Consider the following 25,107-nt stretch of genomic DNA (forward strand, 5'->3'; position numbering starts at 1 on the left):
CGCTCCGCGTCAGCAGAGTATGAGGCCATTTTTCATGTGCACATTTTTGTTGCTAAAAGAGTCTGTTCTACAAGTCATCCTCATCCGTCCGGGCTTCCTTGCGGGTGGAATAGGCCTTGAACAGATAGGCCAGCAGCGCTCCGCACGCCAATGTTCCCAGAACCGGCAGCGGACGCGCTCCCGCCTGAAGCAGAAGAGGCAGTCCGGTCAGCAGAGCCAGCACCAGATGCGCCCGGAATACAAACTGGATGGTTCCCTTGCTCTTGCTGCCTTCCGGCAGCGGATACACGGTCAGCCAGAACGACTCGCTGTGCAGCTTGCGCAGCGCCGTCAGCTGAATCCCCATCAGGAAGAGGAAGAAGATATAAATGCCGCTGCCGGTGTAGCTGTCCTGATTCATCCAGACCAGGAACAGGTCCAGTACGGCAATCCGCAGAACGATTCCGAAGATATCACCTCTGGCGAAGCTTTTGGTCAGGAGGAAGCGGTAGGCGGAATTCCGCTGCCAGGTTATGCCGCCGCCCCACCGAGACAGGTAGCGCCGGGCATAGACCCGCTGCTCACGTCCAGGGACATCAACGAACCAGCCAAGGACCATAAGCGCCCGGGTCCCCTGATTCTTCTCCATCGTAATCAGGCGTTCCCACGGAACAGAGTGCCGGCCGGGTACGGCCAGCGCTGCCGCGTAGGCTGCGGCCAGAATTACGATGAAGATCAGCGCGCGGACCGGCGGCTGCCATACCCAGGCCGCAACCATCAGGGTGCCCACTGCCCAGCGCAGCAGGTTGTAGCCTATGGCGGCCGGCCGGGAGAGCATAGCGGTCTCGGCCGGCCGGGAGAGCATAGCGGTCTCCCGCCATAACCCGAAGCTGGCGAGCAGCTTCACCAGGATCAGGACCAGGAGCGTGGCCAGCAGCCCCTTATGAGATTCATCCGTGCGTATGTACAGCGGCCATAAGGTAATGAGTACAAAAGCCAGCCGCAGGATCTTCCACACATTCCCGCTGACCCAGGAAGGGGCGAAATACTCCTTCATCCGGTGGCCCTGCGGCAGCAGGAAGATCGTATCCGGAGTCTGCAGATAGGTCCGGAAGCTGCTGTGCACCGCCGTCGGCACCAGCAGGACGAGCATAATCCAGCGGATGGGAATACCCGCCGGGATATCACGCAGCAGGGAAGTGTACCAGGCGGAGAAGATGATCAGCACCAGCAGGAACACCATTGCTACCCCGCTCTGGATGATATACCCCATATAGGGGATCAGGCTTCCTGTAAACCGGCTGCGCCGCTGCCGGCGCAGCTCCTTCAAATCCATATCATTTCCCTCCCTGAACCAGTTCGTAGAACAGCTGCTCCAAGTTCAAGCCCTGCAGCCCGGCCTTCGCGGTCATCTCGGCGAGTGTTCCCTCCGCAATTACCATTCCGCGGTGCAGCACAATAAACCGGTCGCAGTAATTCTCGATGGTGGAGAGGATATGCGAGCTGAGCAGAATGGACGCCCCGGATTTCTTCAGGTCCAGCATGAAATCCAGCAGTGAGCGGATGCCGAGCGGATCGAGGCCGAGGAACGGCTCGTCAATCACATACAGTGCCGGGCGTGCTACGAACGCACACATAATCATCACCTTCTGCTTCATGCCTTTGGACAGATGGGACGACAGCGTATCCATCTTGTCCTCCATATTAAAGAGTGCAGCCAGCTGGCCGGTGCGCGATTCATAATCGCTGCGCTCCACCCCGTAAGCTCTGGCAGTAAATTCAACATGCTCGCGGACGGTCATCTCCTCATAGAGGAGGGGGGACTCCGGAACGAAGGAAAGCGCGCTGTGGTAGCTCTCGGGATCGCTGCTGCGCGTTTTGCCCTGCACGGTAATCTCACCTTTATGCGGAGACATGAGTCCAAGAATATGCTTCATGGTTGTACTTTTGCCTGCGCCGTTCAAACCGATAAGCCCGACCATTTCACCGGGCTGAACCTGCAGGCCGATATCATGTAGCACCGGCTTGTTCAGGCTGTATCCTCCGCTTAAGCCCGTAATTTGCAATACGGGAGCTGTGTTCATTGGCCGTCACCTCTCGGGGTTTTGTTCTTGAGCCACTTCGGGGCTCCCTTGTTCTTGCGGTTCTTGTCCCGCTCCGCATTGCTGCGTGCCTTGCCTGCGGGTGATGCCGCGCTGCGCGTGCTCGCGGCAATCCCCGGCCGGTGCTGCTCACGCCGCACCGTTCCGCTGCCAGCCGCTGCGCCCGGCTGCCCTGCCGGCGCTTCGCCGCCCGTCCCTCCGGCTGTTCCAGCCGCCGAGGTCCGCACCTGCGGCTTGCCGGTGCGCGGCCCAGCTTCGCCGCCGCGCGGGGCAGTGCCTTCGCGGCGACCTGCACCTGCGCCGCCGCCGCGGAATTCACTGCGCCCTGCGGCTTGCCGGTGCGCGGCCCAGCTTCGCCGCCGCGCGGGGCAGTGCCTTCGCGGCGACCTGCACCTGCGCCGCCGCCGCGGAATTCACTGCGCTCGCCCTCCGTCAGCGCCTTGCCAAAGGCCATTTCCCGCTCGTCCAGCTGGATATCCAGCTCGCGGGCGAATTTGCGCATGATGAACGTCTGCTGCTCCGTAACAATCGTTACGGACAATCCGCGTTTGCCCATGCGCCCCGTGCGTCCGGCACGGTGGACATAGTGCTCGGAATCAAAGGCCGGATCGAAGCTGACGACCAGCGTCAGATTCTCAATGTCCAGGCCTCTGGCCGCCACGTCGCTGGCGACCAGCACCTTGAACTTGCCGTCACGGAAGCGGGACAGCACGTTTGCGCGCGTAACCTTGTCGGCATCGCCGTACAGCGCTGCGGCAGGAAGTCCCAGATGGTTCAGCTTCGCGGTTACCTCAGCGATTATCTCGGTGGCATTCACGAACACAATCGCCCGCTCGGGCTTGTAGTGGCGGATCACCCGGCGCAGCATATCCACCTTGTTCCGCTCCTCGGATACCACGTAATGATGTTCAAGACTCTGGGCCGTCATCATCCCGGGATCAATGCCCACCTCTGCGATGTTCTTCATTTCCTTGTTGGCCAAGAGCTTGGTCTCCGGTCCGATGGTCGCGGACAGCATAACCAACTGGCGTGTGCGCAGCGCGCTGCTGACGATCTTCGTCACTTCGCCCGCGCCGCTGAGCTGGAACATCTGGTCCGCCTCATCGAGAATAATCGTCGTCACCTCATGCATCTTCAGCTTGCGCAGCCCGATCAGCTCCCGCACGCGTCCCGGTGTACCTACAACCAGCTGGGGATGCTCGCGCAGCTTGTCAATCTGGCGTTTGATCGCCGCCCCGCCGATCAGCCCCATCGCCCGGATGCCCCGGTGGGCTCCGTAGCGCTCTGCTTCGCGGAGAATCTGCATCGCCAGCTCCTGGGTTGGTGCCAGCACCAGCTTCTGCACCGACTTCTGGTCCGGATTAATCCCTTGCAGCAGCGGCAGCAGGTAGGCCAGAGTTTTGCCTGTCCCTGTCTGGGATGCGGCTAGAACATCTCTTCCTTCCAGCAGAAGCGGGATCGTCTGCTCCTGTACAGGGGATGGTTCGGTGATGCCGAATTCAGACAATCGGGCAACGAGGTCTTCCTGAATGCCGATAGCTGCAAAAGAAGCTTTATTCATAATAGGTATTCATCCTTTTCGCTTAAGATAATATGTTCATTATATGCCAAAAAGGCCTCTCCACCAAATGGAAGGCCATAAGTTCCAATCTACGCCATATTTTATATATGTAATTCCATCCTGCATGCAAAAGGGGACAAGCCGTTTGCTTCATAGCTGAGCAATCATTTTCTGTTCATTGCGTTATAGGTCAGCTTATCCGCCAGCCGCGGAAACAAGCCGTATAGACGAATCCCGAAGGCTGCCAGACCGGGCAGATCCACTTCTTCCTTGCCTTTGTCCATCAGCTTCACGATCTTCGCAGACACATGCTGCGGAGTCATCATGATCCGGCTCACGCTTTTCTCATAATTGCCTGAAGGATCGGCGGTCTTGAAGAATTCGGTGGCGATGGGTCCGGGGTTCACGGCCGAGACAATAATTCCGCTCTTGCGGAGCTCCTGGCGGAGCGCATTGGTGAAGCCGAGAACAGCATGTTTCGTAGCCGTATAGGCAACTGCGCGGGCTGTGCCGATTTTGCCGGCCATAGAGGCCACATTCACGATCTGACCGCTGCCGCGCTCCAGCATATGAGGCACTACCGCCTTGGTGCAGCGGACAATCCCCATATAGTTCACGTCCATCATGGCATCGAATTCGCCGGGCTCCATCTCCGTAAAAGCCGCAAACTTGCCATAACCGGCATTGTTGAGAAGAATGTCGATTCTGCCGTACTGGCCGAGGATTTCCCCGAAGGTACGCTCCACCGCAGACTCATCGGTCACATCACAGACGAACAGTCCAAAAACGCCCGGTATCCCGGCCGCGGTTTCTTTCAGCTTGTCTTCCGAACGGGCCAGCAGAATGGGAACGGCCCCACGCTGGCTGAGCATCTGTGCCGTAAGCGCACCGATGCCGCTCGAAGCTCCTGTAATAACAACAACCTTGCCTTGTAATGCCATGGAATGTGTTCAGCTCCCGAATATCCGCCTAAGAGATCATAACCTGAATATCAAGCTCCCCGATGCCTTCCATCATAAGCGGAATACTCAGCGCTCTGCGCGGAAGGATGGACATGCTCTCTGTCTTCATTAACTTCGGCGGTGTAATGTCTACCGAAACCCCTTGATTGGAGAGAATAGTACTGGCATTGCCGCTGATCATGTTGCCAAGCTCCGAAATGGCACTCTGGCCCATCTCATCCATTTCCGTAATCACATAGCCGCCCATCATGGCCGAAACCATCTTAAGCGCCACGTGCTCGGCGATTCCGAAGATAATATTCCCGCTGAGCTGACCTGTCATTCCCACTTGAATCCATATATGATTATCGATCAGTTCAATGTCCTTAATACCCAGAATACCGGTAGACGGCGAGACTTGTATCACCTGTTCAATTACAATTCGTGCAGACTCTAGAAACGGATTGATTACTTCTGCTTTCATGAAAGTGCTGTCCCCCCTCGACCAGGCTTTAGTCATATACCAAAAGTCCTAAGCAATAATGATTTATTATACTTCATATATCGGCATTATTCACCAAAAATTAATGGTCTTGTCGAATGATTTCACAAGATAGTTTGGACGGCGACATTGCCCTGCCGGGTGTAATCTCCTATAATTTAATCAAATGCCAACACTGAACGTAAGATTTGCGGCGCAATTCCCTCCGGGTGCAGCACTCACTGCGTATTTCCCCCTCATTCCTGGCAGACAATCCGCAGCATGCAGACCCTGGCCCATCAAGCTGTTAACGGCGCAAACGTCCTCTGGAAAGAAGTCACTTTCCCACAACGATACCAATATACGGCGGCACCAATCCGGTAGCCATTAGGGGGCAGTCCATGAATATCAGCCAGCTTGAAACACTGATTACCATTTCCAAAACCATGAGCTTCCGCAAGGCGGGAGAACTACTCAATTTGACCCAGCCGGCGGTTTCAGCACAGATCAAAAGTCTCGAAGAAGAATTCAAGACCCAGCTTGTGGACCGGAATCAGCCTGTAACACTGACAGACCGGGGCAGAGTATTCCTCACGCATGCGGAGCAGATTGTAGGTATCGTTGAAGAGCTTAAGCAGCGTCTTGCGGATCTCGAAGAGAATCCCCAGGGGCATATTATTCTCGGCACGACCACCTCCATTGCCATTCAGATTCTGCCGCGGATTCTGTCCTATTTCCAGGACCAGTTCCCGCATATCAAAACCTCAATCTCGTCCATGTCCTCTTCACAAATCTATCAGCATGTCGAGAATGGTCTCGTCGATGTCGGCATCGGCTATCTGATTGGCCGCAGTCCCGGAATGACAACTTCCGTCCTGTATTATGATACCTTTGAACTGGTCGTCTCGCCCCGCCATCCTCTGGCCCAGGTCAAATCGGCCGGTATTGAGGCGCTTGGCAAAACACCGCTTATCCTGCTGTCCCCGGACACCGTCGGCCGGAGATTCGTCGATGAAGTACTCGCCAAACACGGTATCCAGCCCCAGGTCATCATGGAGCTGACCAGCAGCGAAGAGGTGAAACGGATGGTGGAGCTGGATCTCGGGGCAGCTGTTATTTCCAAACAGTCTGTAACCGCCGAGGTCCGAAGCGGTACGCTCAAAATCGTCCCGATCATCGAGCTTGAGGTCACCCACCCTGTAGGCGTCATCACCAAATCCGGCAAGTACGTCAATTCGGCCATGAGACAGTTTCTGAGCGATCTTAAGGGAATGCCCGAAACCCAGTTCATCGGCTCAGAGTAACTAAATCAGCAACCTGCAACCTATTCTGCCACTTTGGCCTAAGGAGATGTTACCTCTATGAATTTCGACCTGCATACCCATCATTTCCGCTGCGGTCATGCTGACGGAAGCATCAGGGATTATATTGAAGCCGGGATAACCGCGGGTCTTGATGTGATCGGGATTTCCGATCACACACCCTATTTCGGAAGTCCGTCCGAGCAGGCTTTTCCGCGTATCGCGATGGCCAAATCGGAGCTTGTCCACTACGTGGAGGAAGTACTGGCTCTGCAAAAGGAGTACGAAGGCCGCATCGATGTCCTGCTCGGCATTGAGTCCGACTATTTCCCCGAGCATGCGGAGCTGTACCGGAAGACGCTTGCCGCTTATCCGTTTGACTATGTGATCGGTTCGGTGCACAGCGTGGACGGCACCAGCATCTTTAATAAAAGCCGCTGGAAGGGTCTGGGTCCAAAGCAGAAGCTGGCAGCCAAAGCGGAGTACTACCGGCTGATCACCGAATCCGCGCGCAGCGGCATGTTCCAGATCCTCGGACACATTGATGCGATGAAGGGCAACTATCCGCAGTTCTCGGAAATCTCCGCTCCCCGGGAGATTGATGAAGCCTTAAGCGCAATCAGCGAATGCGGGCTGGCCATCGAGATCAACACCTCGGGCGGCACCAAGCTGTGCGGCGGCTGGTATCCGTCGGATGAGATTCTGGAGCGGGCGCTGCATTTCGGCGTGGAGGTCAGCTTCGGCTCCGATGCCCATAAGCCTTCCCGGGTGGCTGATCAGCGCAATAACGTTGCCGCGCGGCTTAAGGAGATCGGATTTAAGCACTGGGTCTACTACAAACGGCGTGAGAAGATTACAGTAGGACTATAGCTATAGGATAACGGAGACAGCTTAATCCCCGGCTGGACAAAATAAATGCACCGCATGCGGTTCGGCTGTTGACGATGCTTGCCATCGTCCGCCGTTACCGCTGCGGTGCATTTTTGTTATGGTTATTCCTTATCCAGATTATCGCAGGTGAAGCCCTGCTGCTTCAGCGTCCGCCCGGCGTCGCCGTACTGCGGATTCAGGGCATAGAAGCGGGCAATTGTACTGCTCCAATCCCTCTCGGTCAGCCCTTGAGCCCTAAGCGACTCACGGTGGGTCTCATTGTACTCTTGGATCAGGGCTTTCTGATCAGGGTTATATGTTTCTTCATGATACACAGCAGCCATAGGCAGGCGCGGCTTCTTCGGCAGCTCTTCAGCCGGATAGCCGATACACAGGCCGGCTACCGGGAATACATATTCGGGCAGCTGCAGCAGCTCAATCACTTCCGCTGTGCGGCGGCGCACGCCGCCGATCGGGATAATCCCCAGCCCCAGCGACTCCGCAGCAGCCACCGCATTCGCTAAAGCAATGCCGACATCGGTTGCACCGACCAGCAGCGCATCCACATCCCCGGCCGCTTCAAACGGCTGGTCTTCCAGCTCTGCCGCCAGCCGGGCCCGGTGAAAGTCCATGCAGAACACCAGGAATACCGGCGCTTCGGCCACATGCTTCTGGTTCCCGCTCAATACCGACAGCTGCTGCTTCCGTTCTTCGCTGCGTACCGCAATGACCGATACCTGCTGGCCGTTCACCCAGGATGGTGCGGCCTGGGCTGCCTCAATTATGGTCTTCAGCTTCTCTGGTTCTACCGCCTGTCCGGTATATTGCCGGAAAGAGCGGTGGTTCGTAAGTAGTCTGATCACTTCGTTCAAGAGCTATGTCCTCCTCGCCAAATGCTGTTTCTGTATATCCATCATAGCCTAATGACTCCGGCTACCGCCAGCAGAAGGCGGTGAAACCGGAATCCGGCATACGGCACGCCACAAAAAAATGGACCCGAATCATCGGGTCCCAGCAGCAGTTATATTTTCAAAAGGGGGTCATGTACTTAGTTTAACCGGAGACTGTTAGAGTTTGATAACGGCATTATTTCAATTGTGTAACAATATCAGCCTACCCACAGCTAAACAGTGGGATTGTAAGTAATACCTGAGTACTCCTACGTTCGGCTAGCTGACAATAGCCCTTCTCCTAATATTAAGAGAAGCATTGTAGTCGGCGTTAGCAACGAATCCGCACGACACACATTCAAACTGGTCTTGAGTTTTTCGGTTTTCTTTGTCTGTATGACCACAGGAAGAACATTCTTGGCTTGTGTACTTCGGGTCAACGAACACAACAGGAACGCCATTCATTCGAGCCTTATATTCTATGAATTGACGTAACTGGAAGAATGACCATCTGCTTAATCGTTGTCGTTGCGACTTCATAACCGTCTTACTCTTCTGCTTGTTTTTTGAGATACCATTAAGGTTTTCTAATGCAATGACAGAAGAGTGCCTTTGAGCCTTTTCAACGATATTCTTAGAGATGCAATGGTTTATATCACGGGCCATACGACGCTCTTTTCTAGCACGCTGTTGTAACCTTCTTTTCGCAGCCTTAGTTCCTTTGGATTGCAGTTTGGTGCGCAGACGGGAATATCGCTTGCGAAGGTTATTGATCTTTGCACCACTAAAAAATTCACCTTTACTATCTGTTGCAATATTAACAATACCTAAATCAATACCTAATACTTCAGATGTATTGATTCTTTCACCTTCATGAATTTCTAAAACTAATAAAAGGTAGAAAACACCATTTACAAAAACAAGATCCGCTTGACCTCGAATACGTCTATCTTGCATGACGGAAATATGGTAGCCACTAATAAACATAGGAACTTTAATACGACCTTCAACGGTAGCTAAAGAGACATTTTCCAATCCTTTTAAAGATAGGATACGTTGGTCATACACAATGGCACCGTCTAATTTGAATTGACATTTTGTTTTTTTATTTAACTTGTATGCTTCACAAACCTTGGCGATTGCACGAATAATCAATTGAGAAGAAAGATTTTCAAATTCTATACGAATTGGGTAATAACACAATTGCTGAAGTTTTACTTTAGAAAAGCAATTACTCTCGTAAGCAATTTTACTAATTCGATTACATGCCTGGTTAAACTGTTCCATTGTACGTTTAAGTGCTTGATATTGTTCTTGTTTCGGCAATAATTTTATTTTTGTTGTAATAAGGATTCCATTCACCTTCTCCAATTAAAAAGAATGAGCTTCTTTACGATTTGAGTTTGTGAATACTTTCATTACATCGCCCGAGCCGTCCGCCATCGGCAGTGTCCGCTCCAGGGTCAGACCATTCTTGAGCATCACCTGCTCCGATCTGAGGTTGTCCCCGCGGCAGCGTCCCTCCACCTTCAGCAGCTCCAGTTCGCGGAACCCGTAGGCCAGGAGCAGCCCCAGTGCTTCAGTGGCGAAGCCGCGCCCCCACCATGCAGGATTAAGCATATACCCCAGCACCGCCTTGCCCTCATGCCGGTTCCAGTTCTGCAGGGAGACCGATCCGACCAGCTCCGGCTGTCCTTTGAGATAGATGCCTGCATGCAATGCGCAAGGGTCATAACCATGCAGCATCCGGTTCACCAGCTTATCCAGAACGCCCTGCTGGGAGGATGAGCCCTGGCGCAGCTGAATATGCGGCTGCACCTCCGGATGGGAGAGCAGCGCCCGCAGCACTGCACCGTCAGCGGAGGTCATACTTTTCAGTTCTACCGCCGTTCCCTGCAGCGTCATACCCATAATCGCTTCATAAGTGCTCATGAACTTCACCCTCTTCTGCTGCTCTCGTTAAGCCGCATCCTCAAGCTCTGCCGTCTTACTCCCGGCGCAGAGTCAGTACAGTAAGCTCCGGCCGGCACATGAAGCGCAGCGGCATCATGGTTTCGCCGAATCCCCTGTTCACATACACCGGCATCGCCTTATTCTCTGTGTAATACAGGCCGTCTATGTATTTCTGCGAGCCGTAAGGCGTGAACGGCGCTCCCAGCAGCGGCAGACGGATCTGACCGCCGTGGCTGTGCCCTGAGAGCTGCAGGTGAAACGGATACCCTTCCGCCGTATCGGCGTAATCCGGCTCATGCATCATCAGCACCGTGAACGTGCCGTCCGGGATGCCCTTAATTGCGGCCTCCGGGTCCGGCTTGCCATGCAGCATATCGTCCAGTCCAGCCACCGCCATCACGGCGCCGCCCTGCTTGATCAGGTAGGACTGGTTCCGCAGCACACGGAAGCCGGATTCGTTCAGCAGGCGGGTAAGCAGCTCCGTATTCTTGTAATCATGGTTGCCAAGGATGGCGTACTTGCCCAGCGGAGCTTCAAGCTCTGCCAGTATAGCGACCGAGTCTGTCAAATCCTCAGCGTAGCTGTCCACAATATCCCCGGTGAAGCAGATCAGATCCGGCTTCTCCTCCTTGATGTGCTTAGTCAGCCGGGCCAGATCATGCGCATCCTTGTTGAAGCCCAGATGCACATCGCTGAAATGAACGAGCCGGGTTCCGGCAAAAGCTGAAGGGAGATCCTTCAGAGGCAGCTCCCTCCGCGTAATCTCCAGCCAGTTCGGCTCACCCTGCCAGGCATAGCCGCCGGTAAGCAGGCCGGCGCCAACTACGGTTGCCGCCCCCCGGGCGAGGAACTGGCGGCGGGTCATTTTGCGGCCGCCGGCCCCCTCTTTCTGCGGAGGGGGATAACCGCCGGCCGGCGCCAACTACGGTTGCCGCCCCCCGGGCGAGGAACTGGCGGCGGGTCATTTTGCGGCCGCCGGCCCCCTCTTTCTGCGGAGGGGGATAACCGCCGGTGCCTGCCGCCGGCAGGTCAGACCTGGGAGAGCCCCCGGACGATTTTGTACTCATAGGGAGATTCTCCTTTCTATCCTGAAATCTATTCGGTTAATGCCGCTTATGTTCGAATACAGAGCATGCTGCGCTTATTGGCAACATTTCCTCCGGTTCATTAATCAGCGCCTGAGATACGGCTAATCGTCAGGCTAATCCGCTGGTTCATCAGACACCTTATCGCTTCCAGTCCGCTTAGACGGGGTTCCGGCATCCGGTGCTTCCCGTTCATCCGGTGCTTCCTTTTCTTCCTGTTCTTCCTGCTCCCTCTCCTCATGCTTATCCGTTACAGCTTCTTCCACTTTGTCATCAATGTCCACTTCTATAGCCGCCTCAATCTCTTCTTCAGTGGTGCCGGGTCCGAGAATTTTGCGGAACAGGCCCAGCATGGACAGGGCATAGGCAACGGTTATGAAGCTGAAGCAGATCTGCATGACTACAACAAGCCGCGAAGTGTTATCTATGGGAGCCACATCCCCGTAACCGACTGTCGTAAATGTAGCCACACTGAAGTACAGGAAGGTGATCAGCTGGCTGAGCAGATCCTGGCCTATCCCCTCGCCCTGGAAGGAGGACTGGCCAAACAGCTTATATATGGATGTATATACGACTGTAAAAAAAATAATGCAGGTAAATGCCGCGATGCTGATCCGGACCAGTGTCTGCTGCAGCCTGACTTCCTTGCTATTGGAGTCCTTGATCTCATGAAAAATAAACAGAATATAGAACAGGACCGAAGCCAGGACAAAAATCAGAATCAGACCGCGCAGTCCCCGGTTGCCGGGTACAATGGTGCCCAGATCGATCAGGTTCAGCAGATCCTCAACCGAAATCAGGGCATAGATCAGAATGGGAGCCAGCAGAACTCCTTTGCCCATCCAGCTCAGCTTGATCCGGAGAAACCATAGCGCCAGCAATATGATTACAGCAAAATTGAAAATCCATATCCACCACGCCATGCCTTACTCTCCTGTTCTACGGCCCCGGACTCCTGTCCTGCCCTGAAGGTACCGTGATCCTCGCGGATATAATGCTGCGATCCGGCCCTGCGCCCTCTGCCTAACCGGCAGTGCGTTCGCCGGTTCCTGTCTTCACCTGCACATCGTCTTCTTCTGCTCCGCTGACTACAGTGATCCGGCATTCTTCCTCCGGAGTCTCCTTGTATGCCAGGGCGATGCCTTTATGCTCTATATCCTTGCGGCTGACCCGCCGCAGCTTAAAGCTTACTCCGATCTCCTTCGTGAACGGAAACGGGGTAAGCGTCAGCGTGGCGGTGTCCTGCCACTCTGCCTGAATCGCACGTCCGGAGGTGAAGCTGAATTCCTCGCTGCCCGAGAAGCCGTCTACAAACCAGGGATGCTTCTCGGACTCGGCGCTGCCCGGCTCGCTCAGCGCCAGAAACAGCGACAGGTCATCACAGAACTGCAGCAGTCTGGCGTCATAGTACAGTTCGCCTTCTTCAAGCGGCCGGCTCTGCTCCAGCTCACGGTGGATACGGGCTCTGCGCTCCGCTTCATCCTGCAGATACCGGGTGAGCTCCGGGCATTCCTCACCCGACACCTCGATCAGCCGTTCGAAATGAGAGCTGCACAGCAGCGCCCCATAAGGCGTATCCGCTTCAACCTCGTTGATGCCCCGTCTATAAAAAGTCAGCTTAGGCACAACAGGGAAGTCGATGAAGCTGTACGGCGCATCTTCTGCATCGTTCCAGAACGGCGTCTCATCCAGATCGATCCAGCCCCGGTCATGATTGCTCACCGCCCGCAGCACCTCCTCCCGGCGGCCTTCCGCAGGCGTATGCTCCTCCTTGAACCACTTCGCAAATTCCCCGGCCAGCAGTCCGTGCTCATGCTGCTTCACCATCACAAACGCTCCGTCCTGTTCACGACAAATCACTGTAATTCCTCCCCGTTATCCGCTGTCTGAATCCTGTCATCCACTATGTAGATTATAACATATCCACCTATATTTATTGGAATGCGGCACACCTTAGCGGCTCTATTGTATGCGCAACACAATATAAGACTGTCTAAAAATGTACCCTTTTTCCACCCTGAAAGAAACATATCCTGCTGCAATAGCCCTTTCCAGTTCCAACCGGAAGAGGAAATGAACTCCTTGCGCAAACAGGCCGTTCAGGAAATACTCCTGAACGGCCTGTGGTTTATGGATAGCAGCTGATTACACTGCCGCAGATATAAATCGTAAAGAAAATGCAAGCTGTATAATTACACGCCCAGCCAGCGCTTGAATATATGCTTCGTCGTCTGCTTGTTGATCTCGGCAATGGAGGTGGTCAGCGGAATTCCCTTCGGGCAGGCGCGCACGCAGTTCTGCGAGTTACCGCAGCCGTCGATGCCGCCGTCTTCCATCAGTGCCTCCAGGCGCTCATCGGAGTTCATCTCACCTGTAGGGTGGGCGTTGAACAGGCGCACCTGCGAAATAGCCGCAGGACCGATGAAATTGGTCTTCTCATTGACATTCGGGCAAGCCTCCAGGCAGACGCCGCAGGTCATGCACTTGGATAACTCATAAGCCCACTGGCGCTTCTTCTCCGGCATCCGGGGTCCCGGACCCAGATCATAAGTGCCGTCGATCGGAATCCAGGCCTTAACCCGCTTCAGGGCATTGAACATCCGGCTGCGGTCAATCACCAGGTCACGGACCACCGGGAAGGTCTTCATCGGCTCAATGCGCACCGGCTGCTCCAGATTATCGATCAGCGCTGCGCAGGCCTGCCGCGGCTTGCCGTTGATCACCATGGAACAGGCGCCGCATACTTCCTCCAGACAGTTCGATTCCCAGCACACCGGGACCGTATTGTCACCCTTCGCGTTCACCGGATTGCGCTGGATTTCCATCAGCGCACTGATCACATTCATTCCCGGACGGTAGGCAAGCTCGAACTCCTCCGTATACGGGTTCGTTTCCGGCTCGTCTTGGCGGGTAATGATAAATTTTACGTTTTTGGGAGCTGCTGCAGTTTCCGCCATGTCAGTTACCTCCTAAAAGTTTGGATAGCATAGCCTTCTCCGAATCCAGTTCGCCAAACTCGCTCCGGAAGCATACGCTTTAAGTTTTTAACGTAATGATGATCTTTCGATTCCGGCGCTAACTGCACTTTGTACAACTAAAACCAGGGGTTCCAGCCTAATTTACGATTTAACTGCACTTTATACATTTATTTTTCATAAAAAGGCTCTTTCCAGTCAGTCCGTAAGATTTTAACTGCACTGAGTACAGTTATTCGTCTCCCGTGCGGCAGCGGTGCAGGAATAGCTGCATAAAATACAGTTAAACTGCAGATTCCCCGCCACCAGGACATGCCAGCCATTCAGCGTCCCTACTGTGCTGATTCAACTATTCATTAAGGCGGAAGATTGAGCGGATATTTTGGCTTTAAATGCTTGCCCCTGTACTGCCGCTTCGTCCTATCAATCCTTCGAGTAATCCCGGACCCGCGGAGGAATCAGCGATACATCCACTTCGTCGTATGAGATTTGCGGGCCGTCAGCCGTCCAGGTAGCCTTGGTCGTCTTGAGGAATTCCTCATCATTGCGCGTCGGGAACTCCGGCTTGTAATGCGCGCCCCGGCTCTCGTTGCGCAGCAGCGCTCCGAGGGTCATTGCTTCTGACAGCTCCAGCATATTCCACAGCTGGCGGGTGAAGGCTACGCCCTGGTTGCTCCAGCGTGAAGTGTCGCTCATGTTGATGTTGCGGTAGCGTTCCTTCAGCTCTTTGATTTTGCCGATGGTCGCTTCAAGCTTCTTGTTCTCACGCACCACGGTCATGTTGGCCGTCATCCATTCGCCAAGCTCCTTGTGGATTACGTAAGCATTCTCCGTGCCTGTCATCCCCAGTAGAGACTCATATTTGTCCGTCTGTGTCTTGTGGAAGCTGTCAAACACCGTGGAGGAGATATCCTGCACCGACTTCTTGAGCCCCTTGATATATTCCACAGCCTTCGGCCCCGATACCATGCCGCCGTATATCGCCGATACCAGCGAGTTCGCTCCAAGGCGGTTCGCCCCGTGATATTGATATTCACATTCCCCTGCGGCGAACAAGCCGGGAATATTCGTCATCTGGTTATAGTCGACCCACATGCCGCCCATCGAATAATGCACAGCGGGGAAGATTTTCATCGGAATTTTGCGGGGATCATCCCCCATGAACTTCTCGTAGATCTCGATAATGCCGCCCAGCTTGACGTCGAGCTCCTTCGGGTCCTTATGCGAAAGATCCAGGTACACCATGTTCTCGCCGTTAATGCCCAGCCCCTGATCCACACACACATTGAAAATCTCACGTGTTGCGATATCGCGCGGCACCAGATTGCCGTAAGAAGGATATTTCTCTTCGAGGAAATACCACGGCTTGCCGTCCTTATAGGTCCAGATGCGTCCGCCTTCGCCGCGCGCTGATTCCGACATCAGCCGCAGCTTGTCATCGCCCGGGATGGCTGTCGGGTGGATCTGGATGAATTCCCCGTTCGCATAATGCACACCCTGCTGATATACAGCGCTTGCAGCGGTTCCAGTATTGATGACCGAGTTCGTTGTTTTGCCGAAAATAATCCCCGGACCGCCGCTGGCCAGAATGACCGCATCCGCCGGGAAGGTCTGAATCTCCATCGTCTTCAGATTCTGGGCGCTGATGCCGCGGCATACACGCTCGTCATCGAGAATGACCGAGAGGAACTCCCAGTTCTCGCTTTTGGTCACCAGGCCTTCGGCTTCCCAGCGGCGCACCTGCTCATCCAGTGCATATAGCAGCTGCTGGCCGGTTGTCGCTCCGGCGAACGCTGTCCGGTGGCGCTTCGTCCCGCCGAACCGGCGGAAGTCGAGCAGCCCCTCCGGCGTGCGGTTGAACATAACGCCCATCCGGTCCATCAGGTGGATAATGCCCGGTGCGGCTTCGCACATGGCTTTGACCGGGGGCTGGTTGGCCAGGAAGTCGCCGCCGTAGACGGTATCGTCAAAATGCTCCCATGGCGAGTCGCCCTCGCCCTTTGTATTAACAGCGCCGTTGATGCCGCCTTGCGCGCAGACCGAATGTGATCTTTTGACAGGGACCAGTGAGAATAGATGTACATGCGCGCCGGATTCGGCGGCTTTGATGGTAGCCATCAGGCCGGCCAGACCGCCGCCCACGATGATGATATCGGCTGATGCCATGATTGTTCCCCTCCTATATTAAAATCTGTATATTCCTAAATAAAGCTGCGCAGCGACTGCATCGCCGTGGCCGCGGTTTGAAATTCATCGTCACGGAAAGTCACCAGTGACAGTACGAACATGAAGGTAACAAGTACGAACACACCGAGACAGAGGATAGAGGACACCCGTTGCGAACGCGGCCCCACAGTAATACCCCAGCTGATCAGGAAGGACCACAGGCCATTGGAGAAATGGAAGCAGGCTGCTACGATACCGATGATGTAGAAGGTCATCAGCAGCGGCTGGGTTACAATGTTATGCATAACTCCGCCCAGCTCATCATGCTCTACATTGCCAAGCGCCACCTGAACACGGGTATCGTACAGATGCCAGACAATGAAGATGAAGGTGACGATTCCGCTGATGCGCTGCAGCGTATAACGCCAGTTTCTTTCCAGATTGTAGCGGTTCAGGTTCGGCTTCGACTGATAAGCGATGTACAGACCGTACACTCCGTGGTACAGCAGCGGCAGCCAGATGCCGAACAATTCCAGGAAGAAGACAAGCGGCAGGCTGTTCAGCCACAGCACACTGTCTGTGAAACCGGAAGCACCACCCTCTACTGCTGCGAAGTTCGTCAGCATGTGCTCAAGGAAAAAGGCCCCAAGCGGGATAATGCCGAGCAAGGAATGAATCTTTCTGGAATAAAATCCTCTCATGCAAAGTGTCCCCTTTCCAATTAAAACAGCGTTTTCACAAGTAGAAACGACTGCACTGTCCTTCAAAAGGACAGTATCCGTTTCAGCGAGACAGATAAGGATTATTTATTGCGCGAAGCATATAAATACTTATCTTTTTAAAGAGCATACACCGCCGGGAGTACAGTTGAAACAGGGCAGCGGCAGGCTGCAGCAAGCAGCAAAATGTCTATTTGCACCACTTTTCATTGTTTTCCCGGACTTTGCTTTATTATTCACAATATGTGAATATCTTGTGTCACTTTTCATGTTACTCTTTTTTCGCTTATAAGGGAATTGCAATCTAATTATTAATCGTTATACAATAAACGCATAAGAATATTTTTAATATGATAATAATTCTCATTTAGACTGCGGATTCCCTTCAGGTTCAGACGAATACTCATATAAATCAACGTATATTCCTGCTCCCGGCTATGCTTTTTATCACTAATTCATTGGAATCCTTTACCAGCAATCATCTAATACAATCCGCCGTTTACAGATCGGGACAAAGGAGTGCTTGTAATGTACGATGATTTAGACGCTTTTGCTGCAGTTGTGGAGCATTCCAGCTTGAACCGGGCCTCCCGCCAGCTCAACCTGTCCCAGCCTGCCCTGTCCCGCAAAATATCCAAGCTGGAGGAACGGCTCGGGGTCGCCCTGTTTCACCGTTTCGGCAAGCGGCTGGAGCTTACGGAGGTAGGACGGCTCACTTATACCTATGCGCTGGAGCAGCGGCAGCAGCGTTCCAAGTTCCTGGAAGCGTTGTCCAAGTTCAAGGAAGGCGAACCGCAGCTCGTCACGCTGGGGGCCAGCCTGACCACACTGCAAACCACGCTGCCTCCGCTAGTGAATGCCTACATGGAGAAATACCCGGCGGCTGAGCTGAAGCTGATCACCGGGAAGACGCATGAGATGGTTACCGCAGTCAGCGAGGGCAAATGCGACGTCGGCATCATCGCCTCCCAGGTTCAGGAGCCGGGTCTGCGCTGTATCCCGCTGTTCGAGGACCAGCTCCGGCTGGTCGTTGCCGAGCACCATCCGCTGGCCCAGTCTCCGCGGCTCACGATGGAGCATCTCTCCCGGCTGCCGATGATTCTCTTCTCCAAGGGCACCTGGTACCGCCGGACGACTGATGATCTGTTCCAGCGCTGCGGCGTTGATCCCGATGTGCGGATGGAGATCGACTCCTTCGAAGCGATTGTCCGGCTGCTGCCGACCATCAAGGCGGCCGCGCTGCTGCCGAAGTCTTATCTACGCCCGGAGCTGCTGAACGGCGGGGGACTCGTCTCCCTGCACATCAAGGAGCTGGAGCAGACGCAGCGGACCACCTGCCTGATCTACCAGGGCAGCGGCGGACTTAGCACTGCAGCACGCTGCCTCGTACAGGTAACTGAAGAAGTGTTCCTGTCCGGACGCGAATAACAGAAATCACCCGGCAAGCTTCCATATTGCTACGGATTAGCCTGCCGGGTGAATGTGTTACAGAGATTTTATGACATAGAATTAGCGGAACTTGCCTGCATCAATGGCAGCTTGCTTCTCATCCAGAACTTCCTGGTAGCCTGCATCCAGATAAGTCTTCTTGGCTGCTTCATAGGTAGCATCGAATTCAGCTTCAGGAGCCAGCACGACCTTCACATACAGTTCCTGGAACAGTGTATTCAGGTCCGCTTTGTATTCGTTTACCTTCTCCAGTACAACGTTGAACAGGGCATCCGGTGTACGGAATTCGGCAACTTCATCGTAATACTTCACCAGATCATCAGCAAGCGTCTCATAGCCGGCCGGTGCCCAGTTGCGTAGATTAGCCGTGCGGGTTTTGGCTGCATCCGGATACTGGGCAATTTCAGTTACAAGGCCCCAGTAATCTTTGTTATTGTTCTGTGCCAGAACAGCTTCGCCTTTGTAATCTGGATTCTTCAGCGCGATGCCGTCTGCATCAAGCGTATAGTTCTCCCCTTCGATACCGTTCTGGAATTTGAACAGGTTCTCCGGCTGGCTCAGCCATTCCAGATACATCCAGACTGCAGCACGTTCCTCAGGTGTAGATTCATAGTTAATCCCCATGATGAAGCCGAACGGCCAGTAGGCGCGTCCTTGAGGCTTATTGCCTTCCGGAACACCTGCATATGGAGGCACTACAGCAAATTCAGCATCCGGGTTGTTCTGCAGGGTAGCAGCGAAAACATCCGTATTGTTTGCCAGGTAGAAGGCGAAGTTCCCTGTTTTGCCGGAAACAAATTCAGCTTTGACCTTAGGCTCGTCGTTGCGCAGATAGAATTCCTTATCAAGCAGACCGTTATTATACTGATAGTTCAGGTTTCGTAAGAAAGCCTCTGTATCAGCCGTAGTAAGGTCAGCTACGCTAAGGTCGGAATACAGTGCACGGTATTTCGCGTCAACCGGCCACTCACGGAAGGCATAGTTAAAGTTGTAGAAGTTCTGCAGCAGGTTGCCGCCGGTCACACCGAGTCCGGCCTCTTTCCATTTCGCCAGCATCTCGTTGTACTTCTCCAGCGAAGTCAAATCTTCAACCTTCATGCCAACCTTTTCAACCCAGTCCTTGCGGATAATGTTGACGAAGTTGTCGGCTTCCGGGCGGGCAGCGAAGAAGAAGGTTTTCTGATCATCCACTGTACCATACTGCTCAATAGTGGAGCCCATGTTTTTCCAATAGGTTGGTGCGTAATTTTCGATTTCAGCATAGTCCAGCGGCTGCATAACATCCTCACCATAATAAGTAAGCGCTTGCGGCATATCGTAATGGAAGATGATATCAGGGGCTTTATGCGATGCCAACAGCTGCTCGTAATCTGTTACTTCTTTGGCACGGGTAATCGGTACATAATTGACTTCGATATTGTACTTGTCGCCAAATTCCGCTTGTACCCAGCGGGTATAATAGTTATCGGACACATTCCAGCCCTCATACGCCCGTTCGTAGACCGGAATATCCAGCGAGACCTTCTTCTCGAAGCCCTTGGAGTAATCAGGGAAACTTCCTTCAGTCTGGTTCGTAGCTGCGGCTGATTCTGCCGGGGCTGTGGTAGGCTCGGTGTTGCCATTCTTAGCGTTGTTATTTCCCCCGGAGCATCCGGCCAGCATACCGGCCGTCATCACAGACGCCATCAATAATGAAACAAAACCTTTTTTGTTCATCGCAATTCCCCCATTTGTAATTTTCGGATTCAAATAGAATTACTATATACTAGAGCGCTGGACTACTCCTTGACCGCCCCGAGCATAACACCTTGAACGAAGTATTTCTGGACGAACGGATACACACAGAGAATAGGCAGAGTAGCAAATACTACAACGGATGCCTTAAGGACCTCCGGATTACTGAGCTGGACCTGGGTGGCTTCCAGCTGGAAGCTTTCACTCGCCTGGATAACCAGATAATAGAGCTTGAGCTGCAGCGGCCGCAGGGAGATCTCATGCTTAATATAGAACAGGGCATCCTGGTAAGCATTCCAGCGGCCGACTGCGTAGAAGAGCGCCAGTGTCGCCATAATCGGCTTGGACAGCGGCAGGACAATGCTGAACAGGATCCGGAAATGCCCGGCACCGTCGATCCGCGCCGATTCTTCCAGACTTACCGGAATACCGTGCGTTAGCGAAGTCTTCATAATCAGCAGATTGAAGGCACTGAACGACAAGGGCAGAACCAATGACCAGATCGTATCCATCAGTCCCAGATTGTTAATATTCATATAGTCCGGGATGATGCCTCCACTGAAGTACATCGTGAACAGGAAGATGAAGGTGATGACCCGGCGGCCCTTGAACTGGGCTCTCGACAGCGGGTAAGCGGCACAGATGGTCAGAATCATTCCCAGAATCGTGAATAGTACAGTCACGATAACCGTGATATACAATGAACGGAGGATACTGGCATCCGCGAAGATTTTTTTGTACGCTTCGATGGTGAAGCCCTGCGGCCACAGAAAGACCTTATTGGCAATGACGAAGGAGTCAGAGCTCAGGGATTTCGATACGACATGAATAAACGGCAGCAGGCATATTAGCGAGACTAAGATGATTGCGAAGCGCACGATAACCGTGATATACAATGAACGGAGGATACTGGCATCCGCGAAGATTTTTTTGTACGCTTCGATGGTGAAGCCCTGCGGCCACAGAAAGACCTTATTGGCAATGACGAAGGAGTCAGAGCTCAGGGATTTCGATACGACATGAATAAACGGCAGCAGGCATATTAGCGAGACTAAGATGATTGCGAAGCGGATCAGAAATTCCCAGATATCTATACGTGCTTTATGGGGTGCGGCAGAGCCCCCGGCTGTTGCTTTCATGGTTCCTCTCCTTTCTACAATATTCCATCCTCGCCAAGTTTCTTGGCTACACGGTCCGCTGAGATGACCAGAATAATACCGATGACGGACTGGAATAATCCGATGGCTGTCGCCCGGCTGAAGTTGCCGCTCTCGATCCCCCAGCGGTACACCAGCACCGGAATGGTCGTGGTGAACTCTGTGGTGGCCTTATTCTGCAGAGCGTAAATACGCTCGAAGGAGCCGTCCATCACTTTCCCCAGAGCCATGATCAGCAAGGTCACAATAGTCGCACGGATGGAAGGCAGCGTGATATTCCACACTTTTCTCCAGCGTCCTGCTCCATCGACCGTAGCCGCTTCATACATCTCCGGATTAATCCCGCTCATCGCCGCCAGGTAGATAATGGTACCCCAGCCCATACTCTGCCACACACCGATGGCCAGATAGCTGATCAGCCAGTTATTGTCTTCCTGCAGGAATGGAATACGTGTACCGCCCATGAGTTCAATCAGATTGTTGACTACACCGCCTCCCTCACTGAGAAGCTGATAAGCGATAGCCCCGATAATGACCCAGGACAGGAAGTGAGGCAAGTACAGTATCGTCTGATTAATACGCTTGAAGCGTATGCTTTTGACCTCATTCAGCAGCAGCGCCAGCACAATTGGCATTGTGAAGCTGAAGCAGAGGTCAAGCACGTTGAGCAGCAGCGTATTCCGGACGGCCTTAATGAAATCAGCCTTGGCGAAAAGCTCCTGGAAGACTTCCATTCCAACCCAGTCACTGCCCCAGAAGCCCCGTGCAATTTTGTAATCCTTAAAAGCAATTACAAGTCCGGTCATCGGCAAATATTTGAATACGATTACAAATGCCAGCGGAAGCATAACGAGCAGGTAGAGCTGCCAGTCACGCTGCAAATAATATCCGAATCCCTGTTTCTTTCTTAATAGAGGACTGTTGTTTGTTTGTGAAGCGCTTGCAACTTTCAAAATTTTCACCTCCTGCCTCCAATGTTCTTCTTGCCGGCCAATGTCCTCCGGCTCGATTCCTATGCTAGCCCCTTTGCCTGATCTTGAAAATCATGAGTATTGATGATCACCATCAAAATTGATTGAAGTGCGGTTTCTAAGGCTTCGCCCCGCCATAATAATCAAATATGATAAGCATTCCCAAAAATAAAGCGCTTTCATAAATGGGCAAAAAAACCGGCCAGGAGAACTCCTAGGAGCTCTTACTCTTGGCCGATTTAAAGCTGCTTGGCGGCATGCCTTCATATTTACGGAAAAAGCGGTTGAAGCTCTGAACATTATAATAGCCAACCTCTGCTGCGATTTGCTTGATGGAGCATTCAGTATCCAGCAGCAGCTCTTTGGCCTTCTCGATCCGCAGCTGATTCACAAAATCAATCATGCTATTGCCGGTTTGCTCATAGACGATCTTGCGCATATAAGAATAGCTGATGCCGATTTCCTTGGCCATATCCTCGAACACAATCTCTTCACGGAAATTTTTCTTCAAATAATGAATGATTCGTTCCGCATGATTGGTTTCACTCGTGTTGCGGTCCAGGCTCTGTACGATTTCAGTGAAGAAACCATGCAGATATTCCTCCAGCTCATCCAGTGTATCCATTGCAGCAAGAATGGAATACACATTCCCTCTGCCCATAACCATCCGGCCCGTGCTGATATGATTCTCACGGAGGTGCTTGATCGTTGCCCCCATCAGCTGATAGTAGATAAACATAATATTATCATAGGAAATATTCTCTTCCGAAGCGATCTGGCTGCGGATGCTCTGAAGCTCTTTGAATATCCCGGCCAGATCACCGGCATCCAGGAAGTTGAGAATCCTCCGCTCACTGCTCTCGGAATCGAGATATTTGCGGCTGCCCTCCTCTTCATCGTGCCAGTACATAATGCTTCCCGCCCCGTTAATCATCCGGCGTTTGATGACTTCCATCGCTTCAAACAGCCGCAGGGCAACCCTTTCGGGTGCGTCAGCCAAATCACTTACACCGATCGTGACTGAATGCTCCAGCAATTCGAGTGATTGATCCCGGATCTGCTCCAGCGCCTGACGGATCAGCCCCTCCTTCTCCCCGGACTCATCCGGAGCAAAGTTCAGCACAATCACTATACAGCCATCGTTATGATAGACACTGCGGGCGAGTATCCCCTCCGGGAAGAAGCTCTCATACTTCGCATTGAGCAGATACCGGTGATAGCTGCGCGTCTCCACATTGGTATTGCCCACATACCTCCGGTACTGGTCGATAGACACGACAACAACTCTGTAGCATACTTCCGGAAAAGCCTCCGTGATCCGGGGCGGAATCTCACCGCGCAAAAGACGGTGAACTGCAAGACTCCGGGTATCCTGCTCACGCTCCTGCAGCAGCTGGAACAGGCTTTCCTCTTCCTCCTGCATGCGTTTGAACGCCATATCCAGGAAGGCCAGCTCATTTTTATTCACCACACCCAGGTCGCTCTTCGAGCGGATCGTCCGCACCAGCTGCCGGAGGGGCCTGGACAGCCAGGTCGCAAGAAAGATGGCAAGCAGCGTCCCGAGTAAAATGATAGCTCCGGTAAGCAGAATGATATTCCCCTGCATATCCCGTGATTTGATCATCAGCTCATCCATGGAGCTCCAGCTTACATTCCACCATCCGGACACTGCCGAACGGCTCCATGCGTATATCATCCGCTTGCCGTCCAGCTCGTGGAATGTATAGCCTTCACTGGATTCCTGGTTCAGTATTTCCTGAAGGTAAGGCAGCTTCTGACCGTCAGAGAGCAGCAGTGAATGATCATTGTAGGAAATGACTTTACCGTCCGAGTCCAGCAGGAGGTAGTTGCTGTCTCCGATCTCTGTAGCATGCAGATATTTGCCGATCTGGCTCTCTTTCAGGTTGACTACGATAATCCCGCGGGTGGTGGAGGACAGGCGGTTGAGGGGATAAACATACGACACAACATTTTCACCCGACTCCAGCTTACGGGGAACCCACACCCCGCTGATGCCTCTGCGTCCTTCAAGCGCTTCTGTGATCCAGTCGATGGACTCGTACCGTTCCAGCGTCGTGATGCTACTGTCAGTAGAGAACACATAATCCGAATCATTCAAATAAAAGTACGAAGAGTACACACCGTCTACCCGGCGGTTCAAGTTCAGCAGTTCTTTCGTCACGGAGAGTGCCAGGCTCACGTTGTTGTAATTTGCGTTAATTTCATCGTACGTCTCAAAGCTGCGGATACGGTCAAAAATATTCGTCGCCGCCAGACGCGACGTGTCCTGGGCCAGATTGGCAAGCGCGTTCTCATTTAACTTGCGGTTGGCATTCAGCCCGGCAAGCGTGGATTCTCCAATGGCTACTTCTGAGTTCTGTATAATCTGTGACCCGCTGTACCATGTCAGAATCGCTGTGGGAATTGCCATGATGCAGAATAGTATCAGTGCCAGCTGCAGGATCATCGGTGTTTTTTTCATATTGCTATCCCCCTAAGGATGTCTCTATATATAACTGCCTTGAAATTATCTTCTGTCCATACCTCAGCTGGCTGTATCAATATGTTATCGCTTACATTTAAATTTTCCAACCCCCTGAGACAATTAATCTGTGCCTCGCGGCCAATCTCTCCGTCCGGATCACTTCAACGTTTTTATTTTAACATTTCAGATTACATTTTACATATGTGTATAGGAAATTTTTTCAAACAAATTCGAAATATTGCAGACCACCTGACAATGATTTCTTAGCCGAAGCCCATTTCCGTCATT

Annotated in this window: 21 protein-coding genes; 3 read left to right on the top strand and 18 right to left on the bottom strand. The window is 53.0% G+C overall.

What is annotated here, in order from left to right:
* Positions 1-67: 67 nt before the first annotated feature.
* From QW71_RS27565 to QW71_RS27585, 5 genes are all read right to left on the bottom strand, one after another.
* Positions 68-1,315 carry an ABC transporter permease gene (locus QW71_RS27565; RefSeq protein ID WP_039306911.1) on the bottom strand — a complete coding sequence of 416 codons (1,248 nt, stop codon included), beginning with the start codon at positions 1,313-1,315 and terminating at the stop codon, positions 68-70.
* 1 nt (position 1,316) lies between these two features.
* Positions 1,317-2,063, bottom strand: a complete 747-nt coding sequence (locus QW71_RS27570) for an ABC transporter ATP-binding protein (RefSeq protein WP_039306914.1) — start codon at positions 2,061-2,063, stop codon at positions 1,317-1,319.
* A complete protein-coding gene (locus tag QW71_RS27575; protein ID WP_052770309.1) occupies positions 1,990-3,642 on the bottom strand; it encodes a DEAD/DEAH box helicase in 1,653 nt (550 codons plus the stop codon). Before QW71_RS27575 ends, QW71_RS27570 begins: the two co-directional genes overlap by 74 nt.
* A gap of 164 nt (positions 3,643-3,806) precedes the next feature.
* Positions 3,807-4,583 carry an SDR family oxidoreductase gene (locus QW71_RS27580; RefSeq protein WP_039306917.1) on the bottom strand — a complete coding sequence of 259 codons (777 nt, stop codon included), beginning with the start codon at positions 4,581-4,583 and terminating at the stop codon, positions 3,807-3,809.
* 28 nt (positions 4,584-4,611) lie between these two features.
* Positions 4,612-5,067 carry a chemotaxis protein CheX gene (locus QW71_RS27585; protein ID WP_039306920.1) on the bottom strand — a complete coding sequence of 152 codons (456 nt, stop codon included), beginning with the start codon at positions 5,065-5,067 and terminating at the stop codon, positions 4,612-4,614.
* A gap of 398 nt (positions 5,068-5,465) precedes the next feature.
* Here QW71_RS27585 and QW71_RS27590 point away from each other — a divergent pair, with 398 nt between their 5' ends.
* Positions 5,466-6,368 (top strand): LysR family transcriptional regulator, encoded by a 903-nt coding sequence (locus QW71_RS27590; protein ID WP_039306922.1) that lies wholly within the window; start codon positions 5,466-5,468, stop codon positions 6,366-6,368.
* A 57-nt stretch (positions 6,369-6,425) separates the two neighbouring features.
* Positions 6,426-7,235: a histidinol-phosphatase gene (locus QW71_RS27595; RefSeq protein WP_039306925.1), complete on the top strand. Its 810-nt coding sequence runs from the start codon at positions 6,426-6,428 to the stop codon at positions 7,233-7,235.
* A 122-nt stretch (positions 7,236-7,357) separates the two neighbouring features.
* Here QW71_RS27595 and QW71_RS27600 read toward each other — a convergent pair whose 3' ends face one another.
* The 9 genes from QW71_RS27600 to QW71_RS27645 form a co-directional block, all read right to left on the bottom strand.
* Positions 7,358-8,107: an NADPH-dependent oxidoreductase gene (locus QW71_RS27600; protein ID WP_039306928.1), complete on the bottom strand. Its 750-nt coding sequence runs from the start codon at positions 8,105-8,107 to the stop codon at positions 7,358-7,360.
* A gap of 297 nt (positions 8,108-8,404) precedes the next feature.
* Complete coding sequence (locus tag QW71_RS27605; RefSeq protein WP_235441571.1) at positions 8,405-9,487, bottom strand: transposase; 1,083 nt, start codon at positions 9,485-9,487, stop codon at positions 8,405-8,407.
* 9 nt (positions 9,488-9,496) lie between these two features.
* Entirely contained in the window at positions 9,497-10,057 is a 561-nt protein-coding gene (locus tag QW71_RS38305) for a GNAT family N-acetyltransferase (RefSeq protein ID WP_052770312.1), read from the bottom strand.
* 55 nt (positions 10,058-10,112) lie between these two features.
* Positions 10,113-11,000: a metallophosphoesterase gene (locus tag QW71_RS27615; protein WP_047014016.1), complete on the bottom strand. Its 888-nt coding sequence runs from the start codon at positions 10,998-11,000 to the stop codon at positions 10,113-10,115.
* Between the two features lie 279 nt (positions 11,001-11,279).
* Complete coding sequence (locus QW71_RS27620) at positions 11,280-12,086, bottom strand: potassium channel family protein (RefSeq protein ID WP_052770315.1); 807 nt, start codon at positions 12,084-12,086, stop codon at positions 11,280-11,282.
* A gap of 100 nt (positions 12,087-12,186) precedes the next feature.
* Positions 12,187-13,023, bottom strand: a complete 837-nt coding sequence (locus tag QW71_RS27625) for a DUF3891 family protein (RefSeq protein ID WP_052770318.1) — start codon at positions 13,021-13,023, stop codon at positions 12,187-12,189.
* Positions 13,024-13,355: 332 nt separating this feature from the next.
* Positions 13,356-14,120, bottom strand: coding sequence for a succinate dehydrogenase iron-sulfur subunit (gene sdhB / locus QW71_RS27635; protein WP_039306933.1), 765 nt, complete (start codon positions 14,118-14,120; stop codon positions 13,356-13,358).
* Positions 14,121-14,561: 441 nt separating this feature from the next.
* Entirely contained in the window at positions 14,562-16,304 is a 1,743-nt protein-coding gene (sdhA, locus tag QW71_RS27640; protein WP_039306935.1) for a succinate dehydrogenase flavoprotein subunit, read from the bottom strand.
* A 35-nt stretch (positions 16,305-16,339) separates the two neighbouring features.
* Positions 16,340-17,005: a succinate dehydrogenase cytochrome b558 subunit gene (locus tag QW71_RS27645; RefSeq protein ID WP_039306938.1), complete on the bottom strand. Its 666-nt coding sequence runs from the start codon at positions 17,003-17,005 to the stop codon at positions 16,340-16,342.
* A 546-nt stretch (positions 17,006-17,551) separates the two neighbouring features.
* On the opposite strand from QW71_RS27645, the gene QW71_RS27650 reads away from it, so the two are divergent.
* Positions 17,552-18,451 carry a LysR family transcriptional regulator gene (locus tag QW71_RS27650; protein WP_039306940.1) on the top strand — a complete coding sequence of 300 codons (900 nt, stop codon included), beginning with the start codon at positions 17,552-17,554 and terminating at the stop codon, positions 18,449-18,451.
* Positions 18,452-18,532: 81 nt separating this feature from the next.
* Here the strand turns inward: QW71_RS27650 and QW71_RS27655 are convergent, their stop codons facing one another.
* The 4 genes from QW71_RS27655 to QW71_RS27670 all read right to left on the bottom strand — a co-directional run bounded on the left by QW71_RS27655 (position 18,533) and on the right by QW71_RS27670 (position 24,816).
* Positions 18,533-20,188: an ABC transporter substrate-binding protein gene (locus QW71_RS27655; RefSeq protein ID WP_039306943.1), complete on the bottom strand. Its 1,656-nt coding sequence runs from the start codon at positions 20,186-20,188 to the stop codon at positions 18,533-18,535.
* Positions 20,189-20,250: 62 nt separating this feature from the next.
* Positions 20,251-21,345 carry a carbohydrate ABC transporter permease gene (locus QW71_RS27660; protein WP_235441568.1) on the bottom strand — a complete coding sequence of 365 codons (1,095 nt, stop codon included), beginning with the start codon at positions 21,343-21,345 and terminating at the stop codon, positions 20,251-20,253.
* 14 nt (positions 21,346-21,359) lie between these two features.
* On the bottom strand, positions 21,360-22,316 hold the full coding sequence (locus QW71_RS27665) for a sugar ABC transporter permease (RefSeq protein ID WP_039306946.1): 957 nt from the start codon (positions 22,314-22,316) through the stop codon (positions 21,360-21,362).
* Positions 22,317-22,548: 232 nt separating this feature from the next.
* On the bottom strand, positions 22,549-24,816 hold the full coding sequence (locus QW71_RS27670) for an AraC family transcriptional regulator (protein ID WP_039306949.1): 2,268 nt from the start codon (positions 24,814-24,816) through the stop codon (positions 22,549-22,551).
* Positions 24,817-25,107: the final 291 nt, after the last annotated feature.

Origin of the sequence: Paenibacillus sp. IHB B 3415 (genome assembly GCF_000802655.2) — a bacterium.
In the GTDB taxonomy this organism is placed as follows: domain Bacteria; phylum Bacillota; class Bacilli; order Paenibacillales; family Paenibacillaceae; genus Paenibacillus_AQ; species Paenibacillus_AQ phytohabitans.

What these genes read in the sequence shown, in the direction of transcription:
- QW71_RS27585 (WP_039306920.1), bottom strand. Translation starts at nt 5,067, where the DNA reads ATGAAAGCAGAAGTAATCAATCCGTTTCTAGAGTCTGCACGAATTGTA.
- QW71_RS27650 (WP_039306940.1), top strand. Translation starts at nt 17,552, where the DNA reads ATGTACGATGATTTAGACGCTTTTGCTGCAGTTGTGGAGCATTCCAGC.
- QW71_RS27575 (WP_052770309.1), bottom strand. Translation starts at nt 3,642, where the DNA reads ATGAATAAAGCTTCTTTTGCAGCTATCGGCATTCAGGAAGACCTCGTT.
- QW71_RS27580 (WP_039306917.1), bottom strand. Translation starts at nt 4,583, where the DNA reads ATGGCATTACAAGGCAAGGTTGTTGTTATTACAGGAGCTTCGAGCGGC.
- QW71_RS27590 (WP_039306922.1), top strand. Translation starts at nt 5,466, where the DNA reads ATGAATATCAGCCAGCTTGAAACACTGATTACCATTTCCAAAACCATG.
- QW71_RS38305 (WP_052770312.1), bottom strand. Translation starts at nt 10,057, where the DNA reads ATGAGCACTTATGAAGCGATTATGGGTATGACGCTGCAGGGAACGGCG.
- QW71_RS27565 (WP_039306911.1), bottom strand. Translation starts at nt 1,315, where the DNA reads ATGGATTTGAAGGAGCTGCGCCGGCAGCGGCGCAGCCGGTTTACAGGA.
- QW71_RS27570 (WP_039306914.1), bottom strand. Translation starts at nt 2,063, where the DNA reads ATGAACACAGCTCCCGTATTGCAAATTACGGGCTTAAGCGGAGGATAC.
- sdhB (WP_039306933.1), bottom strand. Translation starts at nt 14,120, where the DNA reads ATGGCGGAAACTGCAGCAGCTCCCAAAAACGTAAAATTTATCATTACC.
- sdhA (WP_039306935.1), bottom strand. Translation starts at nt 16,304, where the DNA reads ATGGCATCAGCCGATATCATCATCGTGGGCGGCGGTCTGGCCGGCCTG.
- QW71_RS27660 (WP_235441568.1), bottom strand. Translation starts at nt 21,345, where the DNA reads ATGAAAGCAACAGCCGGGGGCTCTGCCGCACCCCATAAAGCACGTATA.
- QW71_RS27595 (WP_039306925.1), top strand. Translation starts at nt 6,426, where the DNA reads ATGAATTTCGACCTGCATACCCATCATTTCCGCTGCGGTCATGCTGAC.
- QW71_RS27670 (WP_039306949.1), bottom strand. Translation starts at nt 24,816, where the DNA reads ATGAAAAAAACACCGATGATCCTGCAGCTGGCACTGATACTATTCTGC.
- QW71_RS27620 (WP_052770315.1), bottom strand. Translation starts at nt 12,086, where the DNA reads ATGGCGTGGTGGATATGGATTTTCAATTTTGCTGTAATCATATTGCTG.
- QW71_RS27645 (WP_039306938.1), bottom strand. Translation starts at nt 17,005, where the DNA reads ATGAGAGGATTTTATTCCAGAAAGATTCATTCCTTGCTCGGCATTATC.
- QW71_RS27655 (WP_039306943.1), bottom strand. Translation starts at nt 20,188, where the DNA reads ATGAACAAAAAAGGTTTTGTTTCATTATTGATGGCGTCTGTGATGACG.